General features: G+C 72.7%; 20 protein-coding genes. 10 read left to right on the top strand and 10 right to left on the bottom strand.

What is annotated here, in order from left to right; genetic code table 11:
- A partial coding sequence (locus ACFWUQ_RS19540) for a nitrate/nitrite transporter (protein WP_384539320.1) occupies positions 1–1,214 on the top strand: 1,214 nt, incomplete at its 5' end.
- 142 nt (positions 1,215–1,356) lie between these two features.
- Here ACFWUQ_RS19540 and ACFWUQ_RS19535 read toward each other — a convergent pair.
- Positions 1,357–2,181 carry a maleylpyruvate isomerase family mycothiol-dependent enzyme gene (locus ACFWUQ_RS19535; protein WP_384539318.1) on the bottom strand — a complete coding sequence of 275 codons (825 nt, stop codon included), beginning with the start codon at positions 2,179–2,181 and terminating at the stop codon, positions 1,357–1,359.
- Positions 2,182–2,339: 158 nt separating this feature from the next.
- On the opposite strand from ACFWUQ_RS19535, the gene ACFWUQ_RS19530 reads away from it, so the two are divergent.
- The 3 genes from ACFWUQ_RS19530 to ACFWUQ_RS19520 all read left to right on the top strand — a co-directional run bounded on the left by ACFWUQ_RS19530 (position 2,340) and on the right by ACFWUQ_RS19520 (position 5,978).
- Positions 2,340–3,122, top strand: coding sequence for a carbon-nitrogen family hydrolase (locus ACFWUQ_RS19530; protein ID WP_384539316.1), 783 nt, complete (start codon positions 2,340–2,342; stop codon positions 3,120–3,122).
- 92 nt (positions 3,123–3,214) lie between these two features.
- Positions 3,215–4,015, top strand: a complete 801-nt coding sequence (locus ACFWUQ_RS19525; protein WP_384539314.1) for a hypothetical protein — start codon at positions 3,215–3,217, stop codon at positions 4,013–4,015.
- Between the two features lie 109 nt (positions 4,016–4,124).
- On the top strand, positions 4,125–5,978 hold the full coding sequence (locus ACFWUQ_RS19520; RefSeq protein ID WP_384539313.1) for an NHL domain-containing thioredoxin family protein: 1,854 nt from the start codon (positions 4,125–4,127) through the stop codon (positions 5,976–5,978).
- 92 nt (positions 5,979–6,070) lie between these two features.
- Here the strand turns inward: ACFWUQ_RS19520 and ACFWUQ_RS19515 are convergent, their stop codons facing one another.
- From ACFWUQ_RS19515 to ACFWUQ_RS19495, 5 genes are all read right to left on the bottom strand, one after another.
- Positions 6,071–7,363 carry a M18 family aminopeptidase gene (locus ACFWUQ_RS19515; RefSeq protein ID WP_384539311.1) on the bottom strand — a complete coding sequence of 431 codons (1,293 nt, stop codon included), beginning with the start codon at positions 7,361–7,363 and terminating at the stop codon, positions 6,071–6,073.
- A 102-nt stretch (positions 7,364–7,465) separates the two neighbouring features.
- A complete protein-coding gene (locus ACFWUQ_RS19510) occupies positions 7,466–8,206 on the bottom strand; it encodes a hypothetical protein (RefSeq protein WP_384539309.1) in 741 nt (246 codons plus the stop codon).
- Positions 8,207–8,344: 138 nt separating this feature from the next.
- The gene (locus ACFWUQ_RS19505; RefSeq protein ID WP_384539307.1) at positions 8,345–10,171 is read right to left on the bottom strand and encodes an acyl-CoA dehydrogenase; all 1,827 of its coding nucleotides are present in this window, start codon (positions 10,169–10,171) and stop codon (positions 8,345–8,347) included.
- Between the two features lie 67 nt (positions 10,172–10,238).
- Positions 10,239–10,646, bottom strand: coding sequence for an ATP-binding protein (locus tag ACFWUQ_RS19500; protein ID WP_384539305.1), 408 nt, complete (start codon positions 10,644–10,646; stop codon positions 10,239–10,241).
- On the bottom strand, positions 10,643–10,852 hold the full coding sequence (locus tag ACFWUQ_RS19495; RefSeq protein WP_384539303.1) for a hypothetical protein: 210 nt from the start codon (positions 10,850–10,852) through the stop codon (positions 10,643–10,645). Before ACFWUQ_RS19495 ends, ACFWUQ_RS19500 begins: the two co-directional genes overlap by 4 nt.
- A 119-nt stretch (positions 10,853–10,971) precedes the next feature.
- Here ACFWUQ_RS19495 and ACFWUQ_RS19490 point away from each other — a divergent pair, with 119 nt between their 5' ends.
- The 4 genes from ACFWUQ_RS19490 (at position 10,972) to ACFWUQ_RS19475 (ending at position 13,737) form a co-directional block, all read left to right on the top strand.
- On the top strand, positions 10,972–11,823 hold the full coding sequence (locus ACFWUQ_RS19490) for a helix-turn-helix domain-containing protein (RefSeq protein ID WP_384539301.1): 852 nt from the start codon (positions 10,972–10,974) through the stop codon (positions 11,821–11,823).
- Positions 11,804–12,007: a DUF397 domain-containing protein gene (locus ACFWUQ_RS19485; RefSeq protein ID WP_384539300.1), complete on the top strand. Its 204-nt coding sequence runs from the start codon at positions 11,804–11,806 to the stop codon at positions 12,005–12,007. Before ACFWUQ_RS19490 ends, ACFWUQ_RS19485 begins: the two co-directional genes overlap by 20 nt.
- 48 nt (positions 12,008–12,055) lie before the next feature.
- On the top strand, positions 12,056–12,511 hold the full coding sequence (locus ACFWUQ_RS19480; protein WP_362295202.1) for an SseB family protein: 456 nt from the start codon (positions 12,056–12,058) through the stop codon (positions 12,509–12,511).
- A gap of 233 nt (positions 12,512–12,744) precedes the next feature.
- On the top strand, positions 12,745–13,737 hold the full coding sequence (locus tag ACFWUQ_RS19475) for a pirin family protein (RefSeq protein WP_384539298.1): 993 nt from the start codon (positions 12,745–12,747) through the stop codon (positions 13,735–13,737).
- A 94-nt stretch (positions 13,738–13,831) separates the two neighbouring features.
- Here the strand turns inward: ACFWUQ_RS19475 and ACFWUQ_RS19470 are convergent, their stop codons facing one another.
- The gene (locus ACFWUQ_RS19470; protein ID WP_384539328.1) at positions 13,832–16,081 is read right to left on the bottom strand and encodes a SpoIIE family protein phosphatase; all 2,250 of its coding nucleotides are present in this window, start codon (positions 16,079–16,081) and stop codon (positions 13,832–13,834) included.
- A 136-nt stretch (positions 16,082–16,217) separates the two neighbouring features.
- On the opposite strand from ACFWUQ_RS19470, the gene aspS reads away from it, so the two are divergent.
- Positions 16,218–18,035: an aspartate--tRNA ligase gene (gene aspS / locus ACFWUQ_RS19465; RefSeq protein ID WP_384539297.1), complete on the top strand. Its 1,818-nt coding sequence runs from the start codon at positions 16,218–16,220 to the stop codon at positions 18,033–18,035.
- 131 nt (positions 18,036–18,166) lie between these two features.
- Here the strand turns inward: aspS and ACFWUQ_RS19460 are convergent, their stop codons facing one another.
- Positions 18,167–19,792, bottom strand: coding sequence for a VWA domain-containing protein (locus tag ACFWUQ_RS19460; protein ID WP_384539295.1), 1,626 nt, complete (start codon positions 19,790–19,792; stop codon positions 18,167–18,169).
- 320 nt (positions 19,793–20,112) lie between these two features.
- Here ACFWUQ_RS19460 and ACFWUQ_RS19455 point away from each other — a divergent pair, with 320 nt between their 5' ends.
- The gene (locus tag ACFWUQ_RS19455) at positions 20,113–22,200 is read left to right on the top strand and encodes a PhoX family protein (RefSeq protein ID WP_384539294.1); all 2,088 of its coding nucleotides are present in this window, start codon (positions 20,113–20,115) and stop codon (positions 22,198–22,200) included.
- A gap of 73 nt (positions 22,201–22,273) precedes the next feature.
- Here ACFWUQ_RS19455 and ACFWUQ_RS19450 read toward each other — a convergent pair whose 3' ends face one another.
- Both ACFWUQ_RS19450 and ACFWUQ_RS19445 read right to left on the bottom strand, forming a co-directional pair.
- Positions 22,274–23,587, bottom strand: a complete 1,314-nt coding sequence (locus ACFWUQ_RS19450) for a sensor histidine kinase (protein ID WP_384539293.1) — start codon at positions 23,585–23,587, stop codon at positions 22,274–22,276.
- Positions 23,536–24,246, bottom strand: coding sequence for a hypothetical protein (locus ACFWUQ_RS19445; protein ID WP_384539291.1), 711 nt, complete (start codon positions 24,244–24,246; stop codon positions 23,536–23,538). Before ACFWUQ_RS19445 ends, ACFWUQ_RS19450 begins: the two co-directional genes overlap by 52 nt.
- Positions 24,247–24,254 lie beyond the last annotated feature (8 nt).

Below are 24,254 nucleotides of genomic sequence, written 5' to 3'. Positions count from 1 at the left end.
CCGTCTGGGGCATCGGCGTCGCCGTCTACTTCGTCGCGGTGATCTTCAGGACCAGCCTCGGCGTCGCCGGACTCGACGCCGCCGACCGCTTCCACGTCAACGCCTCGGCCCTGGCCGCCTTCTCGCTGCTCCAACTGCTCGTGTACGCGGGCATGCAGATACCCGTCGGCCTGATGGTGGACCGGCTCGGCACCAAGAAGGTGCTGACGCTGGGCGCTGTGCTCTTCACCCTGGGGCAGCTCGGCTTCGCGCTCTCGCCCTCGTACGGCATGGCACTCGCCGCGCGCGCCCTGCTGGGCTGCGGCGACGCGATGACCTTCATCTCCGTACTCCGTCTGGGCAACCGGTGGTTCCCGGCCCGGCGCGGGCCGCTCGTGGCGCAGCTGGCCGGGCTCGTCGGCATGGCGGGCAACCTCGTCTCCACCCTGGTGCTCGCGCCCGTCCTGCACGGCGTCGGCTGGACGGCCGCCTTCGCGGGCAGCGCGGTCGCGGGGCTGGTCGTCCTGGTGCCGCTGGTGCTGTTCCTGCGCGACCACCCGGAGGGGTACGGGCCCGCGCCCCGACCGGCCCCCGTACGGGGCGGCGGGGGCGGCTTCGTGCGCCGCCAGATCGCCGAGTCCTGGCGGGAGCCCGGCACCCGGCTCGGTATGTGGGTGCACTTCACGACGCAGTTCCCCGCGATGGTGTTCCTGCTGCTGTGGGGGATGCCGTTCCTGGTCGAGGCGCAGGGGCTGTCCCGGAGCACGGCGGGCGGGTTGCTGACGCTGGTGGTCGCCTCGAACATGGCACTCGGCCTGGTCTACGGCCAGCTGGTCGGCCGCCGGCAGTCCGCGCGGATACCGCTGGCGCTGGGCACGGTCGCCGTCACCGCCACCCTGTGGGCGGCGGTCCTCGTGTACCCCGGGGACCGGGCGCCGATGGGGCTGCTGGTCGCCCTGTGCCTGGTGCTCGGGATGTGCGGACCGGCATCGATGATCGGCTTCGACTTCGCCCGTCCGGCCAACCCGGCGGAACGCCAGGGCACCGCCTCCGGGATCACGAACATGGGCGGCTTCATCGCCTCGATGACCACGCTGCTCGCGGTGGGCGTCCTGCTGGACGCCACCGGCGACAACTACCGCGTCGCCTTCTCGACCGTCTTCGTCCTCGAAGCCCTGGGCGTCGCCCAGATCCTCCGCCTGCGTCGCCGGGCCCTCGCCCGCGAGGGGGCGTGACTCGCCCCGCGACCGGCCCCGCGACCGGGCTGGCGGCCGGGGCGCCGCTCGACGGCGTTCGGGCGTGCGAAGCCCCGCCGGCGTGGGCGGCGCGGGGCCCCGGTCCCGGTGGAGCCGGGCGCGGCAGGCCCCCCGCCCGCCGCTACGGCGTCACGGCGAAAGCGGCGAGGATGGCCGCGGCCAGCTCCGGATCCCCCTCCACCTTCACCCGGTCCGCCACGGCGTGCGGCCGCACCCGCCCGGCCGCCAGGCGGACGTACGTCTCCCAGTCCAGCGTCAGCGTCACCGCCGGGCCCAGCGACGGCGCCTTGTCCAGCGTCCCCCGGCCCTCCGCGTCCACCCGTACCGTCCGCATGAACTCCAGCTGACCGTGCACGTCCAGGACCACCGCCGAGTTCGCGGGCGCGCCCGCGCCCTTCGCGACCGCCTTCGGCAGCCCCGCCAGCAGGATGTCCCGCGCCACGTAAGCGCCCGGCGAGTCCCAGTTGCCGGGCACGCGCAGCGCCGCCCGCAGGTCCTGCTCGTGGACCCACACGTCGAACGCCCGCAGCCGCAGCGCCTGCTCCAGCGTCACCTGGTCGCCCAGCGGCCCCCGCACCATCGTGTCCGGATCCCGCTTCTCGTTGCGCAGCTGGCGCGCGCGCCGGATGACCGTGTACTCCAGCTCGGAGGTCATCTCGGGGGCGGTGTGGTGGCGGCGCACGTCGACCTGCACCTCCATGTACCGGCTGAACTCGTCCACCACGTGCCGCAGGTCCCGGGCCACCGTGTGGATCGGCCGCGGGTCCCCGAGCTGCTCGCACTCGATGCCGATGATGTGCGACACGATGTCGCGGACCGACCAGCCGGGGCACGGCGTCGCCCGGTTCCACTCACCCTCCGCCAGCGGGAGGACCAGCTCGGATATCGCCTCGATGGAGTGCGTCCACGCGTCGGCATAGGGCTGAAGGCTGGGATGGACGGTCAACGGGACCCCTCGCGGTGCTGTTCAGTGGCGCGTTCTGGATGCTCAAGACTTCGAAGACTCAGTTTCCAAAACTACGCTGCCGGTGAGCACCCCGGCAGTGCTTTCGTGTGACGATCGTAGGCCCGAGTTGACGGCTTGAATGCCAGGACGGTGGTAGTGTGCGCGCCTCGCTGATCCAAATCGCGGTGAATGAGGGCGAGTCGGTGTCTTCCCGGCGGGCCCGGGTGGCCGGTCTCGTACGGGAGCAGGCCGGGTCCGACCTCGTGGTCCTGCCGGAGCTGTGGCCGGTCGGCGCCTTCGCCTACGAGCAGTTCGAGACCGAGGCGGAACCGCTGGACGGCCCGACGTACGAGGCCATGGCCGCGGCCGCGCGGGACGCCGGTGTGTGGCTGCACGCCGGGTCGGTCGTGGAGCGCGCGGGCGACGGCTCGCTGTACAACACGGCCCTCGTCCTGTCCCCGGCGGGCGAGCTGGCCGCCACCTACCGCAAGATCCACCGCTTCGGCTTCGACCAGGGCGAGGCGGTGCTGATGGCGGCGGGCGACTCCCTCACCACGGTGGCCCTGCCGGAACAGGTGCTCGGCATCGCCACCTGCTACGACCTGCGCTTCCCCGAGCTCTTCCGGGGCCTGGTCGACGCCGGCGCCACCACGATGGTCGTCGCGGCGGGCTGGCCCGCGCGCCGCCGCTCGCACTGGACCCTGCTCAGCCGGGCGCGGGCGGTGGAGGACCAGTCGTACGTCCTGGCGTGCGGCCTCGCCGGCACCCACGCGGGCGTCGAACAGGCCGGGCACAGCCTGGTGGTGGACCCGTGGGGCGAGGTGCTGGCGGAGGCCGGCCCCGGCGAGGCCGTCCTGACCGTGGACATCGACCCGGCGAAGGTCTCCGAGACCCGCGCCCAGTTCCCGGCCCTCAAGGACCGCCGCCTCCCCACCCCTTGAGGGGCCCTGCCGGCCCGGCCGCCCCCGCCTCCGGCTTTCGTCACGTACGGGGTGTTCCGGGGTGCGGTCCGGGCCCGCGATAGGTTGCCGTCATGCCTCTGCTCTACGTGACCGACCTGGCCTACCCCGCGCGGGGGCGCCGCTACTGCGACGAGGACATATTCCTGACCTCGCGGCTGCGGGAGTCCTTCGAGATCGCCCTGTGCCATCCCGCGGACGCCCGCGCCCTGATGCCCGGCTTCGACGCCGTGGTCGTCCGCAACAGCGGGCCGGTCCTGCACTACCAGGAGACCTACGACGCCTTCCGCGCGGCCGCCCTCGCCGCCGGGACCCCGGTCTACAACCCGCTCACCGGGCGCGCCGACATGGCGGGAAAGCAGTACCTCCTCGACCTCACGGCCGCCGGCTACCCGGTCATCCCGACCGTCGACGACCCGGCCCGGCTGGCGGAGCTCCCGCAGGTGCCGCTGTACGCGGTCAAGCCCAAGCGGGGCGCCGACTCCATCGGCCTGGAGTTCACCGCGCGCCCCTGCGGCCCGGCCGGCTCCGTCCTGATCCAGCCCCGCGTCGACTTCGCGTACGAGGTCTCCTTCTACTTCGTCGACGACGCCTTCCAGTACGCGCTGTACGCCCCGGACCCGGCCCGCCGCTGGGAACTGCGCCCGTACGAGCCGACCGCCGCGGACCTGGCCTTCGCCCGCGCCTTCGTCGAGTGGAACACCCTCGACCACGGCATCCAGCGCGTCGACGCCTGCCGGGCGCCCTCCGGCGAGCTGCTGCTGGTGGAGCTGGAGGACCTGAACCCGTACCTCTCCCTGGACGTCGTCCCGCCCGCCGTCCAGGACGCGTTCGTCGCCGCCCTCACCCGCTCGCTGCGCGCCTTCCTCGGCTGACCCGGGACCCGACCCGACCCGACCCGGCCGCCCCGCCCCCGGGTCCGGCGCGTGGCCGGCTTCGTACGGCCGTGATTCCGCGTTCACGGGCGGATGGCAAGCTTGAAGCATGAACGATGCCGCCCCGGTGCCCACCCCCGCGCCCGCGCCCCGCCGTGCCCGCCTCCGTGCCCCCGAGCTGATCGGCAAGGGCGGCTGGCTGAACACGGGCGGGAAGGACCTGACCCTCACCGGACTCCGAGGACGCATCGTCATCCTCGATTTCTGGACCTTCTGCTGCGTGAACTGCCTGCACGTCCTCGACGAGCTGCGCGAACTGGAGGAGAAGCACCGCGACACCGTCGTCATCGTCGGCGTGCACTCCCCGAAGTTCGTCCACGAGGCCGAGCACGCGGCCGTCGTCGACGCCGTCGAGCGGTACGGGGTGCACCACCCCGTCCTGGACGACCCCGAGCTCGCGACCTGGAAGCAGTACGCCGTCCGGGCCTGGCCCACCCTCGTGGTGATCGACCCCGAGGGCTACATCGTCGCCCAGCACGCCGGTGAGGGGCACGCGCACGCCCTGGAGCGCCTCGTGGGCGAGCTGGAGGCCGAGCACGAGGCCAAGGGCACCCTGCGCCGGGGCGACGGGCCGTACGTGGCTCCCGAGCCGGTCGCCACCGACCTTCGCTTCCCCGGCAAGGCGGTCGTCCTGCCGGGCGGGAACCTCCTGGTGTCCGACACCACCCGGCACCAGCTCGTGGAGCTGGCCGCCGACGGGGAGGGCGTCGTACGCCGCATCGGCGGCGGGGAGCGCGGCTTCGGCCCCGGCGCCTTCAACGAGCCGCAGGGCCTGGCGCTGCTGCCCTCCGGTTCCGTCGTCGTCGCCGACACGGTCAACCACGCGCTGCGCGTCCTCGACCCCGCCACCGGCGCCGTCGAGACGGTCGCCGGCACGGGCCGGCAGTGGTGGCAGGGCTCGCCGACCTCCGGTCCCGCCCTGGAGGTGGACCTGTCCTCGCCGTGGGACGTGGCCTGGTGGCAGGGCCGGGTGTGGATCGCCATGGCCGGCGTCCACCAGCTGTGGACCTGGGACCCGGAGTCGGGGACCGTGGAGGTCGCGGCCGGCACCACCAGCGAGGGCCTGCACGACGGTCCGGCCAGGGAGGCCTGGCTGGCGCAGCCGTCCGGGCTCGCCGCCGCCGGGGACCGGCTGTGGATCGCGGACTCGGAGAACAGCGCCCTGCGCTACGTGGAGGCCGACCCGGGCGCGGAGGGCGGCTACGCGATCCGCACGGCCGTGGGCACCGGGCTGTTCGACTTCGGGCACCGCGACGGCCCGGCCGGCCAGGCGCTGCTCCAGCACCCGCTCGGCGTGACCGCGCTGCCCGACGGCTCGGTGGCGCTCAGCGACACGTACAACCACGCGCTGCGCCGCTACGACCCCGCCAGCGGCGAGGTCACCACCCTCGCCACCGATCTGCGCGAGCCGAGCGACGCCGTGCTCGTCGGCGAGGACATCGTGGTCGTCGAGTCGGCCCGGCACCGGCTCACCCGGCTGCGGCTGCCGGAGGAGGCGGTCCGCGTGGAGGCCGTGGCGCACCGCACGCAGCGGGCCGCGACCGAGGTGGCCCCCGGAACGCTGCGCCTGGACGTGGTGTTCCAGGCGCCGACCGGGCAGAAGCTGGACGACCGGTACGGGCCGTCCACCCGGCTGCTGGTCTCCTCGACCCCGCCCGAGCTGCTGCTGTCCGGAGAGGGCGCGGGCACGGACCTGTTCCGGGAACTGGGGTTGAACCCCGCGGTCACCGAGGGCATCGTGCACGTCTCCGCGATGGCGGCGTCCTGCGACGACGACCCGCACAACGAGTACCCGGCCTGCCACGTGCACCAGCAGGACTGGGGTGTGCCGGTGCGGGTCGCCGAGGGCGGCGCGGCCCGGCTGCCGCTGGTCCTGGCCGGCCTCGACGCCGGGCAGGAGTAGCGGACGGCGGATGCGCGCGCGGCCCCGCCCCGGAACCGTCCGGGGCGGGGCCGCGTCTCCGCGGCACGGGCCGCGCGCGTACGGGCCGGCGCTCAGCCCTGCAGGAACGCCACCAGGGCGTTCGCCAGCAGGAACGGGTCGTCCGCGCCGCACAGTTCGCGCGCGCTGTGCATCGACAGGATCGCGACGCCGATGTCCACCGTCTGGATGCCGTGGCGGGCGGCCGTGATCGGGCCGATCGTCGTGCCGCACGGCATGGAGTTGTTGGATACGAAGGTCTGCCACGGCACGCCGGCCCGCTCGCAGGCGGCGGCGAACACCGCGCGTCCGCTGCCGTCCGTCGCGTAGCGCTGGTTGACGTTGACCTTGAGGATGGGGCCGCCGTTGGCGCGCGGGTGGTGCGAGGGGTCGTGCCGCTCCGCGTAGTTGGGGTGCACGGCGTGCCCGGTGTCCGAGGACAGGCAGACGGTGCCGGCGAAGGCCCGCGCGCGGTCCTCGTAGGTGCCGCCGCGGGAGAAGACTGAACGTTCCAGCACATTGCCCAGCAGGGGTCCGTCCGCGCCGGTGTCCGACTGCGAGCCGTTCTCCTCGTGGTCGAAGGCGGCCAGGACGGGGATGTGGTCGAGACCGCCGGCGGTCGCCACCGCCGCGAGCGCGGCGACGCCCGCGTGCACGGACAGCAGGTTGTCCATCCGGGGACCGGCCAGCAGCTCGCGGTCGCGGCCGAGGTAGGCGGGCGGCTCGATCGAGTGGACCATGAGGTCCCAGCCCGCCACCGAGCCCTGCGCCAGGCCCTCCTCCTCTTCGAGGAAGGCGATGAGGTCGCCCTCCTGGACCTCGCCCAGGCCCCAGATCGGCTGCATGTGGCGCTGCTTGTCGAGCTTGAGGCCGTCGGAGTTCACCGCCCGGTCGAGGTGCACGGCGAGTTGGGGCACGCGCAGCAGTGCGCGGTCCACGTTCACCAGGCGGTCGGTGCCGTCGAGCAGGGTCAGCCGCCCGGCCAGGCCCAGGTCCCGGTCGAGCCAGGTGTTGAGCAGGGTCCCGCCGTAGATCTCGACGGCGATCTGCCGCCAGCCCTGGGAGCCGGTGTCCGGCAGCGGCTTGACCCGGAGGTTGGGGGAGTCGGTGTGGGCGCCGACGATCCGGAACGGCGTGTGGGCGGCCGCGCCTTCGGGGACGTACCAGGCGATGAGCGCGCCGCCGCGGAGCACGAACCTGCCCCCGGTGCCCGCATCCCAGGCGTCCGTTTCCGACAACTGCCTGAAGCCTGCCTTTTCCAGCCGCTCGGCCGCGTTGGCCACGGCGTGGTACGGCGACGGACTGGCCGTCAGAAAGGTCATCAGATCGTCGGTGTGGCCGCGGTCGAAGCGGGCGGGAGAGCTCATGTGGTTCACCTTAACGACGGTCGTGTTCGCCATGGCCGGACTGCGGCGGATAGCCGGGGGTGCGGGGCCGCGGGGCGTGTGATCTGCGGTCCCTTCCGGTACTCAGCCCGGCGGGCGCTCGAATCTGCGCTGCAGCTGCCTGCGCTCGCCCCGGCGGATGCGCGGGAGCATCTCCGGGGTCTGCGCGGAGCGCTGCGCGCGTCTCTTGCGTCCGGCGCAGAAGATACAGGCCTCACCGGGCGGCGCGTCCGGGTCGATGGGCGCTCCGGGGTGCTCCGAGCAGCCCGACGCGTTGCGCGGGCGGGACAGCTCGCGGGCGACGATGAAGGCGCGGTGCAGGTCGTCCGCCATCCGCACGAAGTCGTCGGCGGGGGAGGACAGCGAGAGGTGGAAGCGGCGGTCCTCGACCGTGCGCAGGCAGTCGCGCAGTGCCTGGAGGGTGTACGGCGGCGCCGGGACCGGGTACCCGAGCCGGCGCTGCTCGCCGGCGGGCCGCTCGGCGGCCGGGGCGGGGCGGGCGCCGTGGGAGCGCAGGCCGAGCCGGCGCCGGTCGTTGCAGAGGAGGCAGCGGCCCCAGCCCTCGGGCGCCTCGGGGTCGAGGGCGCCGTTGGGGTGCTCGGGGCAGCCGGTGTAGCTCTTGGCGGGGGCGAGCCCGGCGGCGGTCCGGAACGCGATGTACAGGGCGTCGGCCAGGCCCTCGTACTCGGCGGGGTGCGCACCTTCGTACAGCTCCCGCAGGTGGTCGCCGAGGCTGCCCAGGGTCGCCTGCAGCTCCTTGAGGGCGTACGGCCGCCCGGTGGGGACGGAGTACCCCCTGCTGCTGTGCTGGTCCTGTGGGCTCATGTCTACGAGCGTCCCATGAACGGCTGACAAGAGGGGAACGGGCGGGTGCACGCAGGCGGCCGGACCCCTCGGAAGGGGCCCGGCCGCCTGCGTACGACGTGGCTCGGGGCGCTCGCGGGCGCCGGAGCGGGAAGCAGCCTAGAAGGCGGCCTCGTCGAGCTCCATGAGGGAGTTGTCGACGGTCTCGGCCAGCTGGCGCTGGACCGAGACGTTCGGCAGGACCTGCGAGGCGAAGAACTTCGCGGCGGCGATCTTGCCGGTGTAGAAGGCCACGTCCTTGGCGGAGGCGGTGGCGAGCTTCTCGGCCGCCACGGCCGCGCCCTTGAGCAGGAGGTAGCCGACGACGACGTCGCCCGAGGCCATCAGCAGGCGGGTGGTGTTCTGGCCGACCTTGTAGATGTTCTTGACGTCCTCGCCGGTGGCGGTGAGGTCGACGATCATCCGGCCGACGATGGCCTCCAGGTCCACGGCGGCCTTGGCCAGCGCGTCGCGGGCGCCGGCCAGCTCCTCGCCGCCGATGGCCTCGGCCAGGAACTTCTTGATCGTCTCGGAGAGGACGTTCAGGGAGGCGCCCTGGTCGCGGACGATCTTCCGGAAGAAGAAGTCCTGGCCCTGGATCGCGGTGGTGCCCTCGTAGAGGGTGTCGATCTTGGCGTCGCGGATGTACTGCTCGATCGGGTACTCCTGCAGGTAGCCGGAGCCGCCGAAGGTCTGCAGGGACTGGGCGAGCTGCTCGTAGGACTTCTCCGAGCCGTAGCCCTTCACGATCGGCAGGAGCAGGTCGTTGAGGCCGATCTCGGCGGAGGCGTCCTCACCCGCGGCCTGCTTGACCTGGATCTCGTCCTGCACCGAGGCGGTGTACAGCACCAGGGCGCGCATGCCCTCGGCGTACGCCTTCTGGGTCATGAGCGAGCGGCGCACGTCGGGGTGGTGCGTGATGGTGACCTTGGGCGCGGTCTTGTCCATGAAGTTCGCGAGGTCCGGCCCCTGCACGCGCTCCTTGGCGTACTCCAGGGCGTTCAGGTAGCCGGTGGAGAGGGTGGCGATGGCCTTCGTGCCGACCATCATCCGGGCGAACTCGATGATCATGAACATCTGGCGGATGCCGTCGTGCTTGTCACCGATCAGCCAGCCCTTGGCGGGGTGCTGGTCGCCGAAGGTCATCTCGCACGTGTTGGAGGCCTTGAGGCCCATCTTGTGCTCGACGTTCGTGGCGTACACGCCGTTGCGCTCGCCCAGCTCGCCGGTCTCCCAGTCGAAGTGGAACTTCGGGACGAGGAAGAGCGACAGGCCCTTGGTGCCGGGGCCGTGGCCCTCGGGGCGGGCGAGGACGTAGTGGAGGATGTTCTCCTCCATGTCGTGCTCACCGGAGGTGATGAAGCGCTTCACGCCCTCGATGTGCCAGGAGCCGTCCGCCTGCTGGATCGCCTTCGTGCGGCCGGCGCCCACGTCCGAGCCGGCGTCCGGCTCGGTGAGGACCATGGTGGAGCCCCAGCGCTTCTCGACGGCTATCTGCGCGACCTTCTTCTGCGCCTCGTTGCCCTCCTCGAAGAGGATGCCGGCGAAGGCCGGGCCCGAGGAGTACATCCAGACGGCCGGGTTCGCGCCCAGGATCGTCTCGGCGAAGCCCCAGATCAGGGAGCGGGGCGAGGTGGTGCCGCCGATCTCCTCGGGCAGGCCCAGACGCCAGTACTCGGAGTCCATGAAGGCCTTGTAGCTCTTCTTGAAGGACGCCGGGACGGGCGCGGTGTTCGTGGCCGGGTCGAAGACCGGCGGGTTGCGGTCCGCGTCCTCGAAGGAGGCGGCCAGCTCGTTCTCGGAGAGCTTGGCGATCTCGCTGAGGACGGTCTTGGCGGTCTCGGTGTCCATCTCACCGAACGGGCCGGTGCCGTACACGTTGTCGCGGCCGAGCACCTCGAAGAGGTTGAACTCGATGTCGCGGAGATTCGACTTGTAGTGCCCCATGGCGACGGCTCCGTTAAGGCTCGGTGAGAGTGGTTCCCAGTGCATACCGATCGGTAACGTAATGATGCTACCCGCCGGTAATAAGGGCAACCCTTCCACGGCGACTGTGACCAGGGTCAAGTTCGAGCTCGCACCAGACGGTCTTGCTGCCGGGCCCCTGGATGACCCCCCATTGCAGTGTCAGCGCGTCGAGCAGGGCTAGGCCGCGGCCGGATTCGTCACCGTCGGCGGCCTGTCGCGGTACGGGCCGTGCGTGCGGGGCGGGGTCAGTGAGCTCGACCCGCGTACGGGCTGCCCTTCCGGTGACGCGCAGGGTGACGGGGGTGCCTTCGCCCAGGTGGGTGAGGGCGTTGGTCAGCAGCTCGCTGACGCAGAGCTCCACGTCCGGGCTCCCCAGGTGCTCGCGCACCGCGTGGCGGGCCAGGGGGATGGCACCGGGGGTGACCAGCAGTCGCAGCGTGAGGTCGCTGTTCACCGCTCGCCGGCCAGGGCCTCGGTCAGGCGGCGGGCGGTGGCCAGGTTGCAGTTGCCGAGAGCGATGAGGGGCGGGGTCGCGGAGGTCCCCGCGTAGGAGGGGAGGTGGAGGTCGAGGGAGGGGAGGGTGATCCCGTGCGCCGCGAGGGCCGCGCGGAGTCGGCCGAGAGCCTCGACGGAGAGGCGGTCGCTGACGTGGTCGCTCATGAGGGCGGGTCCGTTCCTGTGCGGAGTGTGACGAAGCCCTCACAGGCTGGCGTGCCGCCGCGTACCGTGGGAAGGGTTTCAGGTTGCGCAGGGCAAGTGGCAAATGGCGGTGGTGGGTTGTGCCTCCTCGTAAGGACATCGATGCTTCGGCGAATGTCCCCTCCTTCTACGGCGCCGAGTTGCGCTACAAGCGGGAAGTCGCCGGCCTCACGTTGGAGCAGCTGGCGGAGGACAGCTTCCGGGGCGTCCCCTTCCTGAGTCAGATCGAGCGCGGCGAGCGTCGGATGCCGCTGGATCTGGCCCGCCACGTGGACGCGAAGCTCGGCACGGACGGCTTTTTCGAGCGTCGCTGTGAAGATGCGCGCAGGGCGAAGCAGTCCGGTCATGCGGAGTACTTCGCGGATGTCGCCGAAATGGAGCCGTTCGCGGAGACGATCGAGGATTGGGCCCCGATGCTGGTCCCGGGGCTGCTCCAGACGCCCGCCTACGCGCGGGCGGTCAGCCGGGCCGCGATGCCCCGCGCATCCGATGCGGCGATCGAGAGGCTGGTCGTAGCCCGCATGGGGCGCGCCAAACTCTTCGACCAGGAGTGCCCACCCGACTTCTGGGCGGTCCTGGACGAGTCGGTGATCCGCCGCCCAGTCCTGCCCGCGTGCCAGATGGCCGCGCTCTTGGAGCACATCGGGGCAGTGGTCCGCAGGACGCGGGCCATTTTGCAAGTCGTGCCGCAAACGACCGCCGCCCACGCACTCATGATGGGAATGGCACGGGTCATGACCTTTCCGGACGCGCCTCCGGTGGTCTACGTGGAGAGCCTGCACAGCGGGCAGCTCATCGACTTTCCGGCCCTCGTGAAGGAGTACCGCAGGTCTTACGATCTGTTGAGGGCCGCCGCTTTGCCGCCGGAGGTGTCCCTGGCCCTTCTCGACGCTGCGGCAGAGGACTATCGAAATGGCAAGCAGCGGATTTGACCTGAGCGCCGCGACGTGGCGCAAGAGCAGCTACAGCAACGGGACCGGCGGCGAATGCGTCGAAGTCGCCGACGGAGTCGTCGGGGCCGTCCCCGTGCGGGACTCCAAGGTGCGGGACGGGGCCGTCCTGGTCGTCTCCGCGCGCGCGTGGGCGGGCTTCGTCGCGGGGCTGAAAGCCCACTGACCGGAACTCGGCGCCCCCGGCGCTCCCGGTCTCGATAGGCTTCGCTCCATGTACGGCTACGACCAGAACCCGGGCGCCCAGCAGCAGTACGCCCCGCAGCAGCCCGCGCAGGGCTACGGGCAGGCACCGCTGTACCCCGAGCCGTCCCCGCCGTCGCTCGCCGACGCGGTACGGGCCTTCACCACCGGGTCGCTGTCCGCCGAGGACTTCCAGCAGATCTTCGCGACCTCGAAGGTCTACTGCCCCCGGGGCGACACCCCGGGGTTCCTGGCGCTGCACAACACGCAGCAGCCGGTGATCCCCATGTTCACCACGCTCAAGGAGCTCCGCCGCTACGCCGGCAAGGAGTCCAAGTACTTCGTGATCACCGGCGCCGAGGTGATCGACCTGCTGCCCACCGGGTACGGCTTCGTCCTCGACATGGAGGGCGACCACCGCATGGTCTTCGACGCGAAGGCCGTCGAGCAGATGGTCGACTTCGCGATGCGCCGGATGTACGGCTAGTACTGCCCGTAGCCCATCCGCACGCCCGCCCCGCCGCAGATCCGCGGCCGGGGCGGGCGTGCGGCCGTTTCCGGGGTCCGGACGGGGTTCGGGCGGGGTTCCGACGGGGGGCCGCGCGAGGGGCGCGGGCCCGGCGCGCGGTGGCGGGAATGACGGCGCGCGGCCCGTGGTTCTGTCGGTGTGGCAGAAAGTTCGAGTTTCAACTAAACTCGACGCAGAAGGAGGTCCTGACCATGCCCGCAGTGACTGTTGAGAACCCTCTGACGCTTCCGCGAGTGGCCGAGCCCCAGGCGGCCGTCCCGCGCAAGGCGCTGGCCGTCACCACCGCTCCCGGCGGGTTCGAGGGTGAGGGATTCCCGGTGCGCCGCGCGTTCGCGGGGATCAACTACCAGTACCTCGACCCGTTCATCATGATGGACCAGATGGGCGAGGTGGAATACGCGCCGGGTGAGCCCAAGGGCACGCCCTGGCACCCGCACCGGGGCTTCGAGACCGTCACGTACCTGATCGACGGAACCTTCGTCCACCAGGACAGCAACGGCGGCGGCGGAGTCATCAACGGCGGCGACACCCAGTGGATGACCGCCGGGTCGGGCCTGCTGCACATCGAGGCGCCGCCGGAGTCCCTGGTCGTGAGCGGCGGGCTGTTCCACGGCCTCCAGCTGTGGGTCAACCTCCCGGCCTCCGACAAGATGATGCCCCCGCGCTACCAGGACATCGGCGGCGGCCAGGTCCAGCTGCTGACCACTCCGGACGGCGGCTCGCTGCTCCGGGTGATCGCCGGTGAGCTGGACGGCCACGAGGGCCCGGGCATCACCCACACCCCCATCACGATGATCCACGCGACCGTCTCCCCGGGCGCCCGGATCACCCTTCCCTGGCGCGAGGACTTCAACGCGCTGGCGTACGTCATGGCCGGGCGCGGCTCGGTCGGCGAGGACCGCAGGCCCGTGCACACCGGGCAGACGGCCGTCTTCGGCGAGGGCGGCTCGATCACGGTGCGGGCGGACGAGTCCCAGGACGCGAACGCTCCGGACCTGGAGGTCGTCATCCTCGGCGGGCGTCCGATCCGGGAGCCGATGGCGCACTACGGGCCGTTCGTCATGAACAGCAAGCACGAACTGCAGCAGGCCTTCGACGACTTCCAGGCCGGCCGGCTGGGTCGCATCCCCACCACGCAGCGCACGGGCCTCGGCCACCGCGGCGTCGGCGAGGCGGACGACTGACCGTCCCGGACCGCCGCCGGAACGGCTGAGGGGCGGGCTCCCGACCGGGGGCCCGCCCCGTCGTGCGTCCGGGGGCCGCCGTCCGCCCGGGCGGTCAGTCCAGCGGGTCGGGATCCGGCTTCGACTGTTCGTGCAGCTCGAACCAGATCGACTTGCCCTCGCCCCGCGGGTCGACGCCCCAGGTGTCCGCCAGCATCTCCATCAGCAGGACGCCCCGGCCGCTGGAGGCCATCTCGCCCGGCTGCCGCTTGTGCGGGAGCTCGTCGCTCGTGTCCGCGACCTCGACGCGCAGCCGCCGCGCCCCCAGTTCACCCACGGCCTCCGCCACCAGCAGGGCGTCGCCGTCCGTGTGCACCAGCACGTTCGTCACCATCTCGGAGACCATCAGGACGGCCGAGTCCACCTGCTCCCCGTCCGCCCAGTCGTGCAGCAGCTCCCGGACCTGGCGCCGCGCGCCGGCGATCCGCTCCGGCTCCGCCTGCGCCACGGTCAGCATCGTGCGGCGGGCCGGCCGGACCGCGTGCGGCGCGGTGCTGCCGCAGCCGCAGTTCCCGCCCTCCCGGCACAGCAGCACGACGGCTATGTCGTCCTCGCGGCGGTCGGCCAGCGGGCCGGTGGTGTGGTGGGAGGAGGGTCCGTGCACGGCCTGGACCAGCAGGTCGGCCAGCCGCTCCAGGTGCCCGCCGTCCAGGTGCCCGTCCGCCGCCGGCGGGCCGGGCGGATCGGCCTCCAGGATGGCGCGCAGCCGGGCCCAGCCGGTGTCCAGGTCGTGGCCGCCGGTCTCGATGAGCCCGTCGGTGCACAGCATCATCGTCTCGCCGGGTTCCAGCGTGAACCGGGTGGTGGGGTAGTCCGTGTCGGGGACGATCCCGAGCGGGAGCCCGCCCGCGGTGGGCCGCATCAGCACGGTGCCGTCCGTCATCCGGATCGCGGGGTCGGGATGGCCGGCCCGGGCCACCTCCAGCAGGCCGGTCCGGGGGTCGCACTCCACGTACAGGCAGGTGGCGAAGCGCGGGCTGAGGGAGTCGGGGTCGCCGCCGGGGTCCCCGTACCCGCCGGGATCGCCGTACGGGGCCGGGTCGCCGTACGACGCGGCGCCCCCGCGGCCGTCGGACTCCTGCGAGGAGCACAGCCCGGCCAGGAACCGGGAGGCGCGGGAGAGCACCGCGTCCGGGCGGTGGCCCTCGGAGGCGTACGCCCGCACGGCGATCCGCAGCTGGCCCATCAGCCCGGCCGCCCGTACGTCATGGCCCTGCACGTCACCGATGACCAGCGCGAACCGGCCCGACGGCAGCGGGATCATGTCGTACCAGTCGCCGCCGACCTGGAGCCCGCCGCCGGTCGGGACGTACCGCGCGGCGATCCGCATGCCGGGGATCTCCGGGCCGAGCTGCGGCATCATCGACCGCTGCAGACCGGTGGTGAGCTCCCGTTCGGACTCGGCCACGCCCGCGCGCTGGAGCGCCTGGGCCAGCATCCGGGCCACCGTCGTCAGGACGGAGCGCTCGTCGGGGGAGAAGGACACCGGATGCTTGAACGCGGCCATCCAGGCGCCCATGGTGCGCCCGGCCACGATCAGGGGCAGGAAGGCCCAGGAGACGCGGCCGAAGCGCTGGGCGAGCGGCCAGGTGGCCGGGAAGCGCCGCTTGTAGTCCTCGGGGGTGGGCAGGTAGATCGCCCGCCCGGTGCGGACGACCTCCGCGGCCGGGTAGTCCGTGTCCGTCCGCATGTCCGCGAACGGCCCCTCGTCCCCGGCGCCGTGCCCGTGGTGCCCGATGACCGACAGCCGGTCCCCGGCCATCCCGAAGACGGCCAGTCCGTCCGGGTTGAAACCGGGCATGGACAGCGAGGCGGCGACCCGCAGCACCTCGGCCGTGGACCGGGCCTCCGCCAGCGCCCGCCCCGCGTCGAGCAGGAAGGCCTCGCGGGAGCGCCTCCAGTCGCCGGTGATCGGGGTGTGCGCGGCGGTGGTGCCCGGCTGGGGCTCGGCGATCTCCTGGATGGTGCCGATCAGCTCGTAGTCGGTGCGGCCCTCGGGGGTCCGGTTCTCCACCGGTTTGGAGCGGCTGCGCACGGTCCGCAGGACCCGCCCGTCCTCGTCCATGATCCGCAGACGGGCCTCGGCCAGGGTGCCCTCGGCGACGGCCAGGTTCACGATGCCGTTGATCTCGTTCCAGTCCACCGGGTGGAACCGGGACCGTACGGCGACCTCCGGCAGCACCGCGGGCTCCGCGGGCAGCCCGAGGAGCCGGGCGGCCTCGCCGTCGAGCGTGACCGTCCCGGAGGCGTTGTCCCATCGCCACAGACCCGTCGCGATGGCGGCCAGGACGTCCTCGGTGCGCACCCGGTCATCTTTACAGGTCATCCCCCCGGCCTGCCTGTTCACGGTCCCGTCCGGGCGCGCCCGCGCGGTGTCCCGCCCGGACGGTAACCTTGGGACGGTTGAATCCACCCTGGTATCGCGTAGAACTGGATGACTGATGCATCGGTACAGGTCCCACACGTGCGGCGAGCTCCGTGCCTCCGACGTCGCCTCCGACGTCCGGCTGAGCGGCTGGCTGCACAACCGTCGAGACCTGGGCGGCATCCTCTTCATCGATCTGCGCGACCACTACGGCATCACGCAGCTCGTGGCCCGCCCCGGCACCGCGGCGAACGAGGCCCTCAGCAGCGTCACCAAGGAGACCGTCGTCCGGATCGACGGCAAGGTCGTCTCCCGCGGCGCGGACAACGTCAACCCGGAGCTGCCCACCGGCGAGATCGAGATCGAGGTCTCCGAGGTCGAGGTGCTCGGCGCCTCGGCCCCGCTGCCCTTCACGATCAACACCGACGACGGGGTGAACGAGGAGCGGCGCCTGGAGTACCGCTTCCTCGACCTGCGCCGCGAGCGCATGCACCGCAACATCATGCTGCGCTCGGCCGTCATCGCCTCGATCCGTTCGAAGATGGTGGCCCTCGGCTTCAACGAGATGGCGACCCCGATCCTCACCGCGACCTCCCCCGAGGGCGCCCGTGACTTCGTCGTCCCCTCCCGTCTGAACCCGGGCAAGTTCTACGCCCTGCCGCAGGCGCCGCAGCAGTTCAAGCAGCTGCTGATGATCTCCGGCTTCGACCGGTACTTCCAGATCGCGCCGTGCTTCCGCGACGAGGACGCCCGCGCCGACCGCTCGCCGGGCGAGTTCTACCAGCTCGACGTCGAGATGTCCTTCGTCGAGCAGGAGGACGTCTTCCAGCCGATCGAGCGGCTGATGACGGAGCTCTTCACCGAGTTCGGCAACGGCCGCGAGGTCACCTCCCCGTTCCCGCGGATCCCGTTCCGCGAGTCGATGCTCAAGTACGGCAACGACAAGCCCGACCTGCGCGCCAAGCTGGAGCTCGTCGACATCACCGACGTCTTCGAGGGCTCCGAGTTCAAGGCGTTCGCCGGCAAGCACGTGCGCGCGCTGGCCGTCCCGGACACCGCCGGGCAGCCGCGCAAGTTCTTCGACGGCCTGGGCGAGTACGCGATCTCGCTGGGCGCCAAGGGCCTGGCCTGGGTCCGCGTGGGCGAGGACGGCGCGCTGACCGGCCCGATCGCCAAGTTCCTCACCGAGGAGAACGTCAAGGTCCTCACCGAGCGGCTGGGCCTCGCGGCCGGCCACGCGGTGTTCTTCGGCGCGGGCGAGTTCGACGAGGTCTCCAAGATCATGTCCGGCGTCCGCGTCGAGGCCGCCAAGCGGGCGGGGCAGTTCGAGGAGAACGTCTTCCGCTTCTGCTGGATCGTCGACTTCCCGATGTACGAGAAGGACGAGGAGACGGGGAAGATCGACTTCTCCCACAACCCCTTCTCGATGCCCCAGGGCGGCATGAAGGACCTGGAGGAGAAGGACCCGCTGGACATCCTGGCGTGGCAGTACGACATCGTCTGCAACGGCATCGAGCTGTCCTCCGGCGCCATCCGCAACCACGAGCCCGAGGTCATGCTCAAGGCCTTCGAGATCGCCGGCTACGAGGCCGAGACCGTCGAGCGCGAGTTCGCCGGCATGCTGCGCGCCTTCCGCCTCGGCGCCCCGCCGCACGGCGGCATCGCCCCGGGCGTGGACCGCATCGTGATGCTGCTGGCCGACGAGCCGAACATCCGCGAGACCATCGCCTTCCCGCTGAACGGCAACGCCCAGGACCTGATGATGGGCGCGCCGACGGTGCTGGAGGAGACCCGCCTGCGCGAGCTGAACATCGCCCTGCGCAAGCCGGTGGAGACGAAGGCGGCCGACGCCAAGCCGGTCACCGAGGCCGTGCACCCGGACGCCGCGCGGTAGTCACGGCGGTCGCCCGCGGTCACCGCGCGGGCGACCGTCGCACGGAAGGGCCCGGGATCCGATCCCGGGCCCTTCCGCTGTCTCGGCCGTCCCGGCCTCTCGGCCGTCATGCCGTCATGGTCTCCGCCGGGTCAGAACCGCCCGAGGACGCCCTTGAGGAGGGCGGCGGAGGTCAGCTCGCGCGGGGCGGGACCGGCGTGGAAGTACCCGGCGTTCCCCGTGTCCAGCTTGCGCAGGAAGTCGAAGGCCTTGCCGTCGTGCTCGCCGAAGGCGACGAACTGCCAGTGGATCTCCGGGGCGGCGGCGGCCGCCTCGACCAGGGCGGCCTTGGCGGGCTGGCGGTTGTCGGGGGCGCCGTCGGTCTGGAAGACGACCAGGGCCGGGCCCTCGCCGCCGTCCTTCCGGTAGTGCTCGACGACGGCCTCGACGGCCACGTGGTAGCTGGTGCGGCCCATCCGGCCGAACTCGGCGTGGCGGTCCTCGACCCAGGTGTCGCCGTGGGTGTCGAGGGAGAGGTCGGCGGCGCCGTCCACGTCCGTGGAGAAGAACACCGTGTGCACGGTGGCCGCGTCGTCCAGGTGCGCGGCGAGGGCGAGGGCGTGGTCGGCGAGGTACTGGGCGCTGCCGTCCTTGTAGAACCCGCGCATCGATCCGGACCGGTCCAGGACGAGGTACACCTTGGCACGGGCCCCGGTCCTGCCCTTGCTCCGCAGCACCTGCCCGGCGGCCTTGTACGCCCCGGCCAACCCGGGCGCCCGGCGCCGCACAGCGGCCCCGGACCAGGCGGCTGCCGCCTCGGCGCCGACTGCCTCGGGCGCAGGCCCGGCCTCGGGCTCGGCCTCGGCTCGGGCGGCCACCGGCTCGGCGGCGGCCACCTGCTCCTCGGCCACGGGGGCGGCGGGGGTCTCGGGCTCGGCCTCGGGGGCGGCTTCGGCCTCCGCTACGGGGGCGGCGGGGGTCTCGGGCTCGGCCTCGGGGGCGGCTTCGGCCTCCGCCACGGGGGCGGCGGGGGCCTCGGCCACGGCCTCGGGGGCGGCGTGGACCTCCAGCTCGGGGGCGGCGGGGGCCTCGGCCACGGGGCCGGCTTCGGCCTCCGCTACGGGGGCGGCGGGGGCCTCGGTCTCGGCCGCGGTCACGGGGGCCTCGGTCTCGACCACGGCGGCGTCTGCCTCGACCACGGCCGCAGGGGCCTCGGTCTCAACCTCGGCTGCGGGGGCCGTGACCACCGGGGCGGCAGGGGCTTCCTGCGCCTGCGGGTCGGCTTCGGCCCGGGGGGCCTCCGGCTCGGCCTGCGGGGCGGTGTCCGTCCCGGCGGTTGCCGGCTCGGCCGCGGTCTGCTCCGGCGCGGCCTCGGCCCGGGCGGGCTCCGGCGCGGCGGCGGGTGCCCGGTCGTCGGCCGCGTCGGCCGCGTCCTGCGTGCGCGGCGCGGTCTCGGCCGGTTCCGCGGGGGCGTCCGCCTGGGCCGGTACGCGCTCGGCGTCGGTGGCGTCGGTGGCGTCGCGACCGCCCGCCGCCGGCGACGAGCGCCGGGCCTCCGGGACGGTGGAATCCGCCGCGGGGGCGGGGGCGGGGGCGGTGAGGACGGTGCCCGGCTCGCGGTCGCGCGGAGCGGACTGCGGCGGAACCGTCGGGTTGTCGAAGGATGCCGCCACCAGTTCGGCGGCAGCGTCCAGGGGGTTGCGTTCCGCCTGGTTCGGGACGGCCGCCGAATGAGCGGTCGACGTCTCCGGAACCGGCTCGGCAGATCGTCCGAACACCTTGCGCAACAAGCTCCGAATACCCATGGGCCAGGCCTTTCGCATGAGTGCGTACGTCATTTGTCCGTGCTGCGCGGATGATCCCTGCCCAGAGTGGACACGTAAGGTTATCGGCCGCTCGGCTGGATCTTCGTCAGGGTCGCCTTTCGTGGCGCCCGGATCCCAGGAAGCCCCCACGCCCGCAGAACTGCCGCCCCGCCGTGCCGGGTTCACCAGCCGTTCATCCCCGCGCCGCCGCTTCGGCGCAACCCGCGCCTACCGTCGCGGCTGGATCGTCCCGACACGTTGTCGGCGCCCACGCAGCTACTCGGAGGACATTCGTGCGCAAGCTCCTGCCGCTCATCGGCAACCCGCATGGGGGCGGCCGTTCCGCTCTCACCTGCCGCTACCGCTGCGGCGACGCATGCTTCCACGAGGTGCCGAACACCAGCGACAACGAGTACGCCGGCGATGTCATAGCCCGCGCGTACTCCCGCCGGTCCATGCTGCGCTCGGCCGCCGTCGTCACGGTCGCCACCGCCGCCGGTACCGCGGTCACCCTGGGCGGCGACGGCGGGCCTACCGCCAACGCCGCCCCCGCCACCGAAGCCGCCGGCACCTCCGGTGCCAACGCCGCGGGCGCCCGGGGCCTTCGCTTCAAGCCGGTCGCGCCGAACACCGACGACCGGGTCACCGTCCCCGAGGGCCACGAGCAGAACGTGGTCATCCGCTGGGGCGACCCGATCATCAAGGGCGCTCCCGCCTTCCACCCCGACCGGCAGACCGCTGCCGCGCAGGCCGGCCAGTTCGGCTACAACAACGACTTCCTGAGCCTGCTCCCGCTCGGCGGCGACTACGAGCGCCAGCAGCTGCTCGTGGCGAACCACGAGTACACGGACGAGCAGCTCATGTTCAAGGCCTACGACGCGGCCAACCCCACCCGCGAGCAGGTCGAGATCGCCTGGGCCGCGCACGGCCTGTCCGTGGTCGTCGTCCAGGAGGACCACCGCAGCGGCAGGCTGACGGCCGTCTCCCGGCACCACCTCAACCGCCGGCTGACCGCCACCAGCGAGTTCCGGATGACCGGTCCGGCGGCGGGCGGCGCGCTGCTGAAGACCTCGGCCGACCCCACCGGCACCAAGGTGCTCGGCACCCTGAACAACTGCGCGGGCGGCACCACCCCCTGGGGCACCACCCTGCACGGCGAGGAGAACTTCAACCAGTACTTCGCCAACGCCGGCCAGGTCACCGACCCCGCCCAGGCGGCCCGCCTGAAGCGCTACGGCATCACCTCGGGTGCCACCGAGCGCAAGTGGGAGCGGTTCGACAAGCGCTTCGACGTGGCCCAGGAGCCCAACGAGTCGCACCGGCACGGCTGGGTCGTCGAGCTGGACCCGTACGACGTGAACTCCGTACCCCGCAAGCGCACCGCGCTCGGACGGTTCAAGCACGAGGCCGCGCAACCCCGCCTGACCGAGGACGGCCGTCCCGTCGTCTACATGGGCGACGACGAGCGCTTCGACTACTTCTACAAGTTCGTGTCGAGCAAGCAGATGCGCAAGGGCGGCAGCCGGGCGGCGAAGGAGCACAACCTCACGCTCCTCGACGAGGGCACCCTCTACGTCGCCAAGCTCACGGGCGACTCCCCGGCCGAGCGGTTCGACGGCGCGGGCAAGCTCCCGGACGACGGCGAGTTCGACGGCTCCGGTGTGTGGATCAAGCTGGCCACCGGCAACGTCTCGCACGTCGAGGGCATGACCGCCGAGGAGGTGTACGTCTTCACCCGCCAGGCCGCCGACGCGGTGGGCGCCACCAAGATGGACCGCCCCGAGGACGTCGAGCCGTCCCCGCGCACGGGTCGCGTGTACGTCGCGCTGACCAACAACACCGACCGCGGCAAGGCCGGCAAGCCGGGCGCGGACGAGGCCAACCCGCGCAACCTCAACAAGCACGGCCAGATCCTGGAGCTCGCCGAGAACTTCGACGATCCGGCCGGTGACGGTTTCGCCTGGCGGCTCTTCCTGGTCGCCGGGGACCCGAACGACCCGGCCACCTACTTCGCGGGCTTCCCGAAGGACAAGGTCAGCCCGATCTCCTGCCCGGACAACGTGGCCTTCGACCCGCACGGCAACCTGTGGATCTCCACGGACGGCAACCAGCTCGGCTCCCACGACGGGCTGTTCGGTGTCGCGACCGCCGGCGACCGCCGGGGCGAGCTGAAGCAGTTCCTGACGGTTCCGCGCGGCGCGGAGACCTGCGGCCCGCTCATCCAGGACAAGCGCGTCCTCGTCGCCGTCCAGCACCCGGGGGAGCTCGACGGCGCCTCGGTCGAGAACCCCAAGTCGGCGTGGCCCGACGGGCCGGGCAAGCTCGTCCGCCCGGCGGTCGTGTCCGTATGGCGCAAGGACGGCCGCAACATCGGCGTCTGAGCCGGCGGTTCGACGGGGCGGCGAGCAGGGCGCCGGGGCGGGTGTTTCACGTGAAACATCCGCCCCGGCGCCGTCAGCTCCCGCTCAGGCGGCCGACGGGCAGGCGCAGGGTGGTCGTCGCGCCGCCGTCCGGCGCGTTGGCGAACTGCAGGGAGACGTCCAGGACCCCGGCCTGTCCCGCCACGATCGTGAGACCCAGCCCGTGGCCGCGCCCGCGGCCCGGATCACCGGTGCGAAAGCGCCGCGGCCCGTGCTCGATCAGCTCGGGCGGGTAGCCGGGGCCGTGGTCGCGGACGACCACGACAGGGCCCTCCACGGTCACCTCGACCGGCGGGCGGCCGTGCCGGTGGGAGTTGGCCAGCAGGTTGGCCAGGATCCGGTCGAGGCGCCGCCGGTCGGTGAGCACCACGGCGTCCCGGACCACCCGCACCGAGGCCTCGTAACCGCTGCCCGCGACGGCGCGCCGGACCGCCCGGCCGAGTTCCAGCTGGGCGAGATCGGCTCGTTCCACGCCCGAGTCCAACCGGGAGATCTCCAGCAGGTCCTCGGTGAGCAGGTGCAGGGCCCTGAGCCGATCGTTGATCATCTCCTTGGGCCGGCCCTCCGGGAGCAGGGCGGCGGCGGCCAGGGAACCCGTCAGCGGGGTGCGCAGCTCGTGGGCGACGTCCGCCGTGAAGCGCTTCTCCGCCTCCAACCGCCCCTGGAGGGAGCCGGCCATGGAGTCCAGTGCCTGCGCCACGTCCCGTACCTCGTCCCGGGAGCGGGCCGGCCGCGCCTCCTCGTCCGCGGCCCGGTCCTCCCGGTCGGGCGGCAGGCCGACCCGGGCGTCGAGGTCCCCGGCGCTGATCCGGCGGGCCACGGCGGCCGTGGTGGTGAGCCGCCGGCTGATGCGGTTGGCGAGGAACAGGCCGGCCAGTGCCACCACTCCCGCGGCGAGCACGGAGGACGCGAGGATTGCCGTGTCGATGTCCCGGAGCCGGTCCCGGGTGCTCCCGTACGGGATCCAGACCGCGAGCGGCTTCCCGTCGGCGGGGCCGGCGGCCCACATGACGGGCTTGCCCGCGCGGTCGCCGACGATGCTGCCCGTCTTCCCGTCCGCGACGAGCGCGCGCAGCGGCCGGGGCAGGTCGGGCGGGTCCAGGGCGGCGTTCACGTCGCCGTGGGCGGTGCCGTACTCGTAGTGGCCGAGGGCGTGGTCCAGGTCCGCGTTGACCTCCTTGCGCACCTCTCCGACGACCTGCCGGGCCACCACGTTGTGCACGAGGATTCCGAGCGCCGCGGCGACCAGGCAGCACACCGCCGTCGTGGTCAGGGCGATCCGCCACCGCAGACTGCTCAGGGCCCGCACGGCGTCCCGCCCGTGCCGGAGTCGCCGGCGCCGTGGCACTGGTCGAGGGTGAGCTGCGACAGGTTCATGGTCGCGGCCCGCGGGTCCCACACGTAGTCGGAGACGGCTACGTAGGCGGGATTGGAGGTCGGCTCGCGGACCGCCAGGTGCTCGGCGGCCACTTCCACGCCCTCCAGGACTCCGTGCCGGTTCAGGATGCGGGCGACCCGGCCGTCGGCCTGGACGGTGTAGACGCGCAGCTCGCTGGTCCGGCCGTCGATGTCCAGGGCGGTGATCAGCTCCTTCCTGCCGTTGCCGGTCAGGTCGTGCAGGACGGCCGGGCGGACGGGGCAGTTGGGACCGCCGTCCGCGGCCCGGGTGCAGAGCGCGAGCCGCTGGACGGCCCGCGGGTCGACGAGGCGGCCGGAGCCGCCGTCCCGGGCGGTGGCGGAGGTGATGTCGGCGCGTACGACGTCGAGGGCGTTCACCCCGGCCATGTCGCCGCCGGGCACCCGGGGCAGGCCGGGGACGACGGCGGCGCTACCGGACTGCTGCCCGGGATCGGGCGGGGCCGGCCGGAACTCCTTCCACAGGGTCTGCGGCGCGTGCGCCGTTCCCAGGTCGCCCTCGCTGCGGAGCCCCTCCACGTCGGCGCACCCGGCCGTGGCCGCCAGCAGGGCGGCGAGGGCCGGGCCCGCCGTGGTGCGGGGGATGCGCATGTTCCGAT

The sequence above is a fragment of the Streptomyces sp. NPDC058662 genome (genome assembly GCF_042716255.1).
Lineage (GTDB): Bacteria > Actinomycetota > Actinomycetes > Streptomycetales > Streptomycetaceae > Streptomyces.
Note: the sequence above shows the minus strand (reverse complement) of the source record. Positions and strands in the feature narration are given on the sequence as shown.

Excerpts from the sequence above, each read along its gene's own strand:
- ACFWUQ_RS19485 (WP_384539300.1), top strand. The coding sequence starts at position 11,804 with ATGGCAAGCAGCGGATTTGACCTGAGCGCCGCGACGTGGCGCAAGAGC.
- ACFWUQ_RS19495 (WP_384539303.1), bottom strand. The coding sequence starts at position 10,852 with ATGAGCGACCACGTCAGCGACCGCCTCTCCGTCGAGGCTCTCGGCCGA.
- ACFWUQ_RS19510 (WP_384539309.1), bottom strand. The coding sequence starts at position 8,206 with ATGAGCCCACAGGACCAGCACAGCAGCAGGGGGTACTCCGTCCCCACC.
- ACFWUQ_RS19515 (WP_384539311.1), bottom strand. The coding sequence starts at position 7,363 with ATGAGCTCTCCCGCCCGCTTCGACCGCGGCCACACCGACGATCTGATG.
- ACFWUQ_RS19505 (WP_384539307.1), bottom strand. The coding sequence starts at position 10,171 with ATGGGGCACTACAAGTCGAATCTCCGCGACATCGAGTTCAACCTCTTC.
- aspS (WP_384539297.1), top strand. The coding sequence starts at position 16,218 with ATGCATCGGTACAGGTCCCACACGTGCGGCGAGCTCCGTGCCTCCGAC.
- ACFWUQ_RS19445 (WP_384539291.1), bottom strand. The coding sequence starts at position 24,246 with ATGCGCATCCCCCGCACCACGGCGGGCCCGGCCCTCGCCGCCCTGCTG.
- ACFWUQ_RS19480 (WP_362295202.1), top strand. The coding sequence starts at position 12,056 with ATGTACGGCTACGACCAGAACCCGGGCGCCCAGCAGCAGTACGCCCCG.
- ACFWUQ_RS19520 (WP_384539313.1), top strand. The coding sequence starts at position 4,125 with ATGAACGATGCCGCCCCGGTGCCCACCCCCGCGCCCGCGCCCCGCCGT.
- ACFWUQ_RS19475 (WP_384539298.1), top strand. The coding sequence starts at position 12,745 with ATGCCCGCAGTGACTGTTGAGAACCCTCTGACGCTTCCGCGAGTGGCC.
- ACFWUQ_RS19525 (WP_384539314.1), top strand. The coding sequence starts at position 3,215 with ATGCCTCTGCTCTACGTGACCGACCTGGCCTACCCCGCGCGGGGGCGC.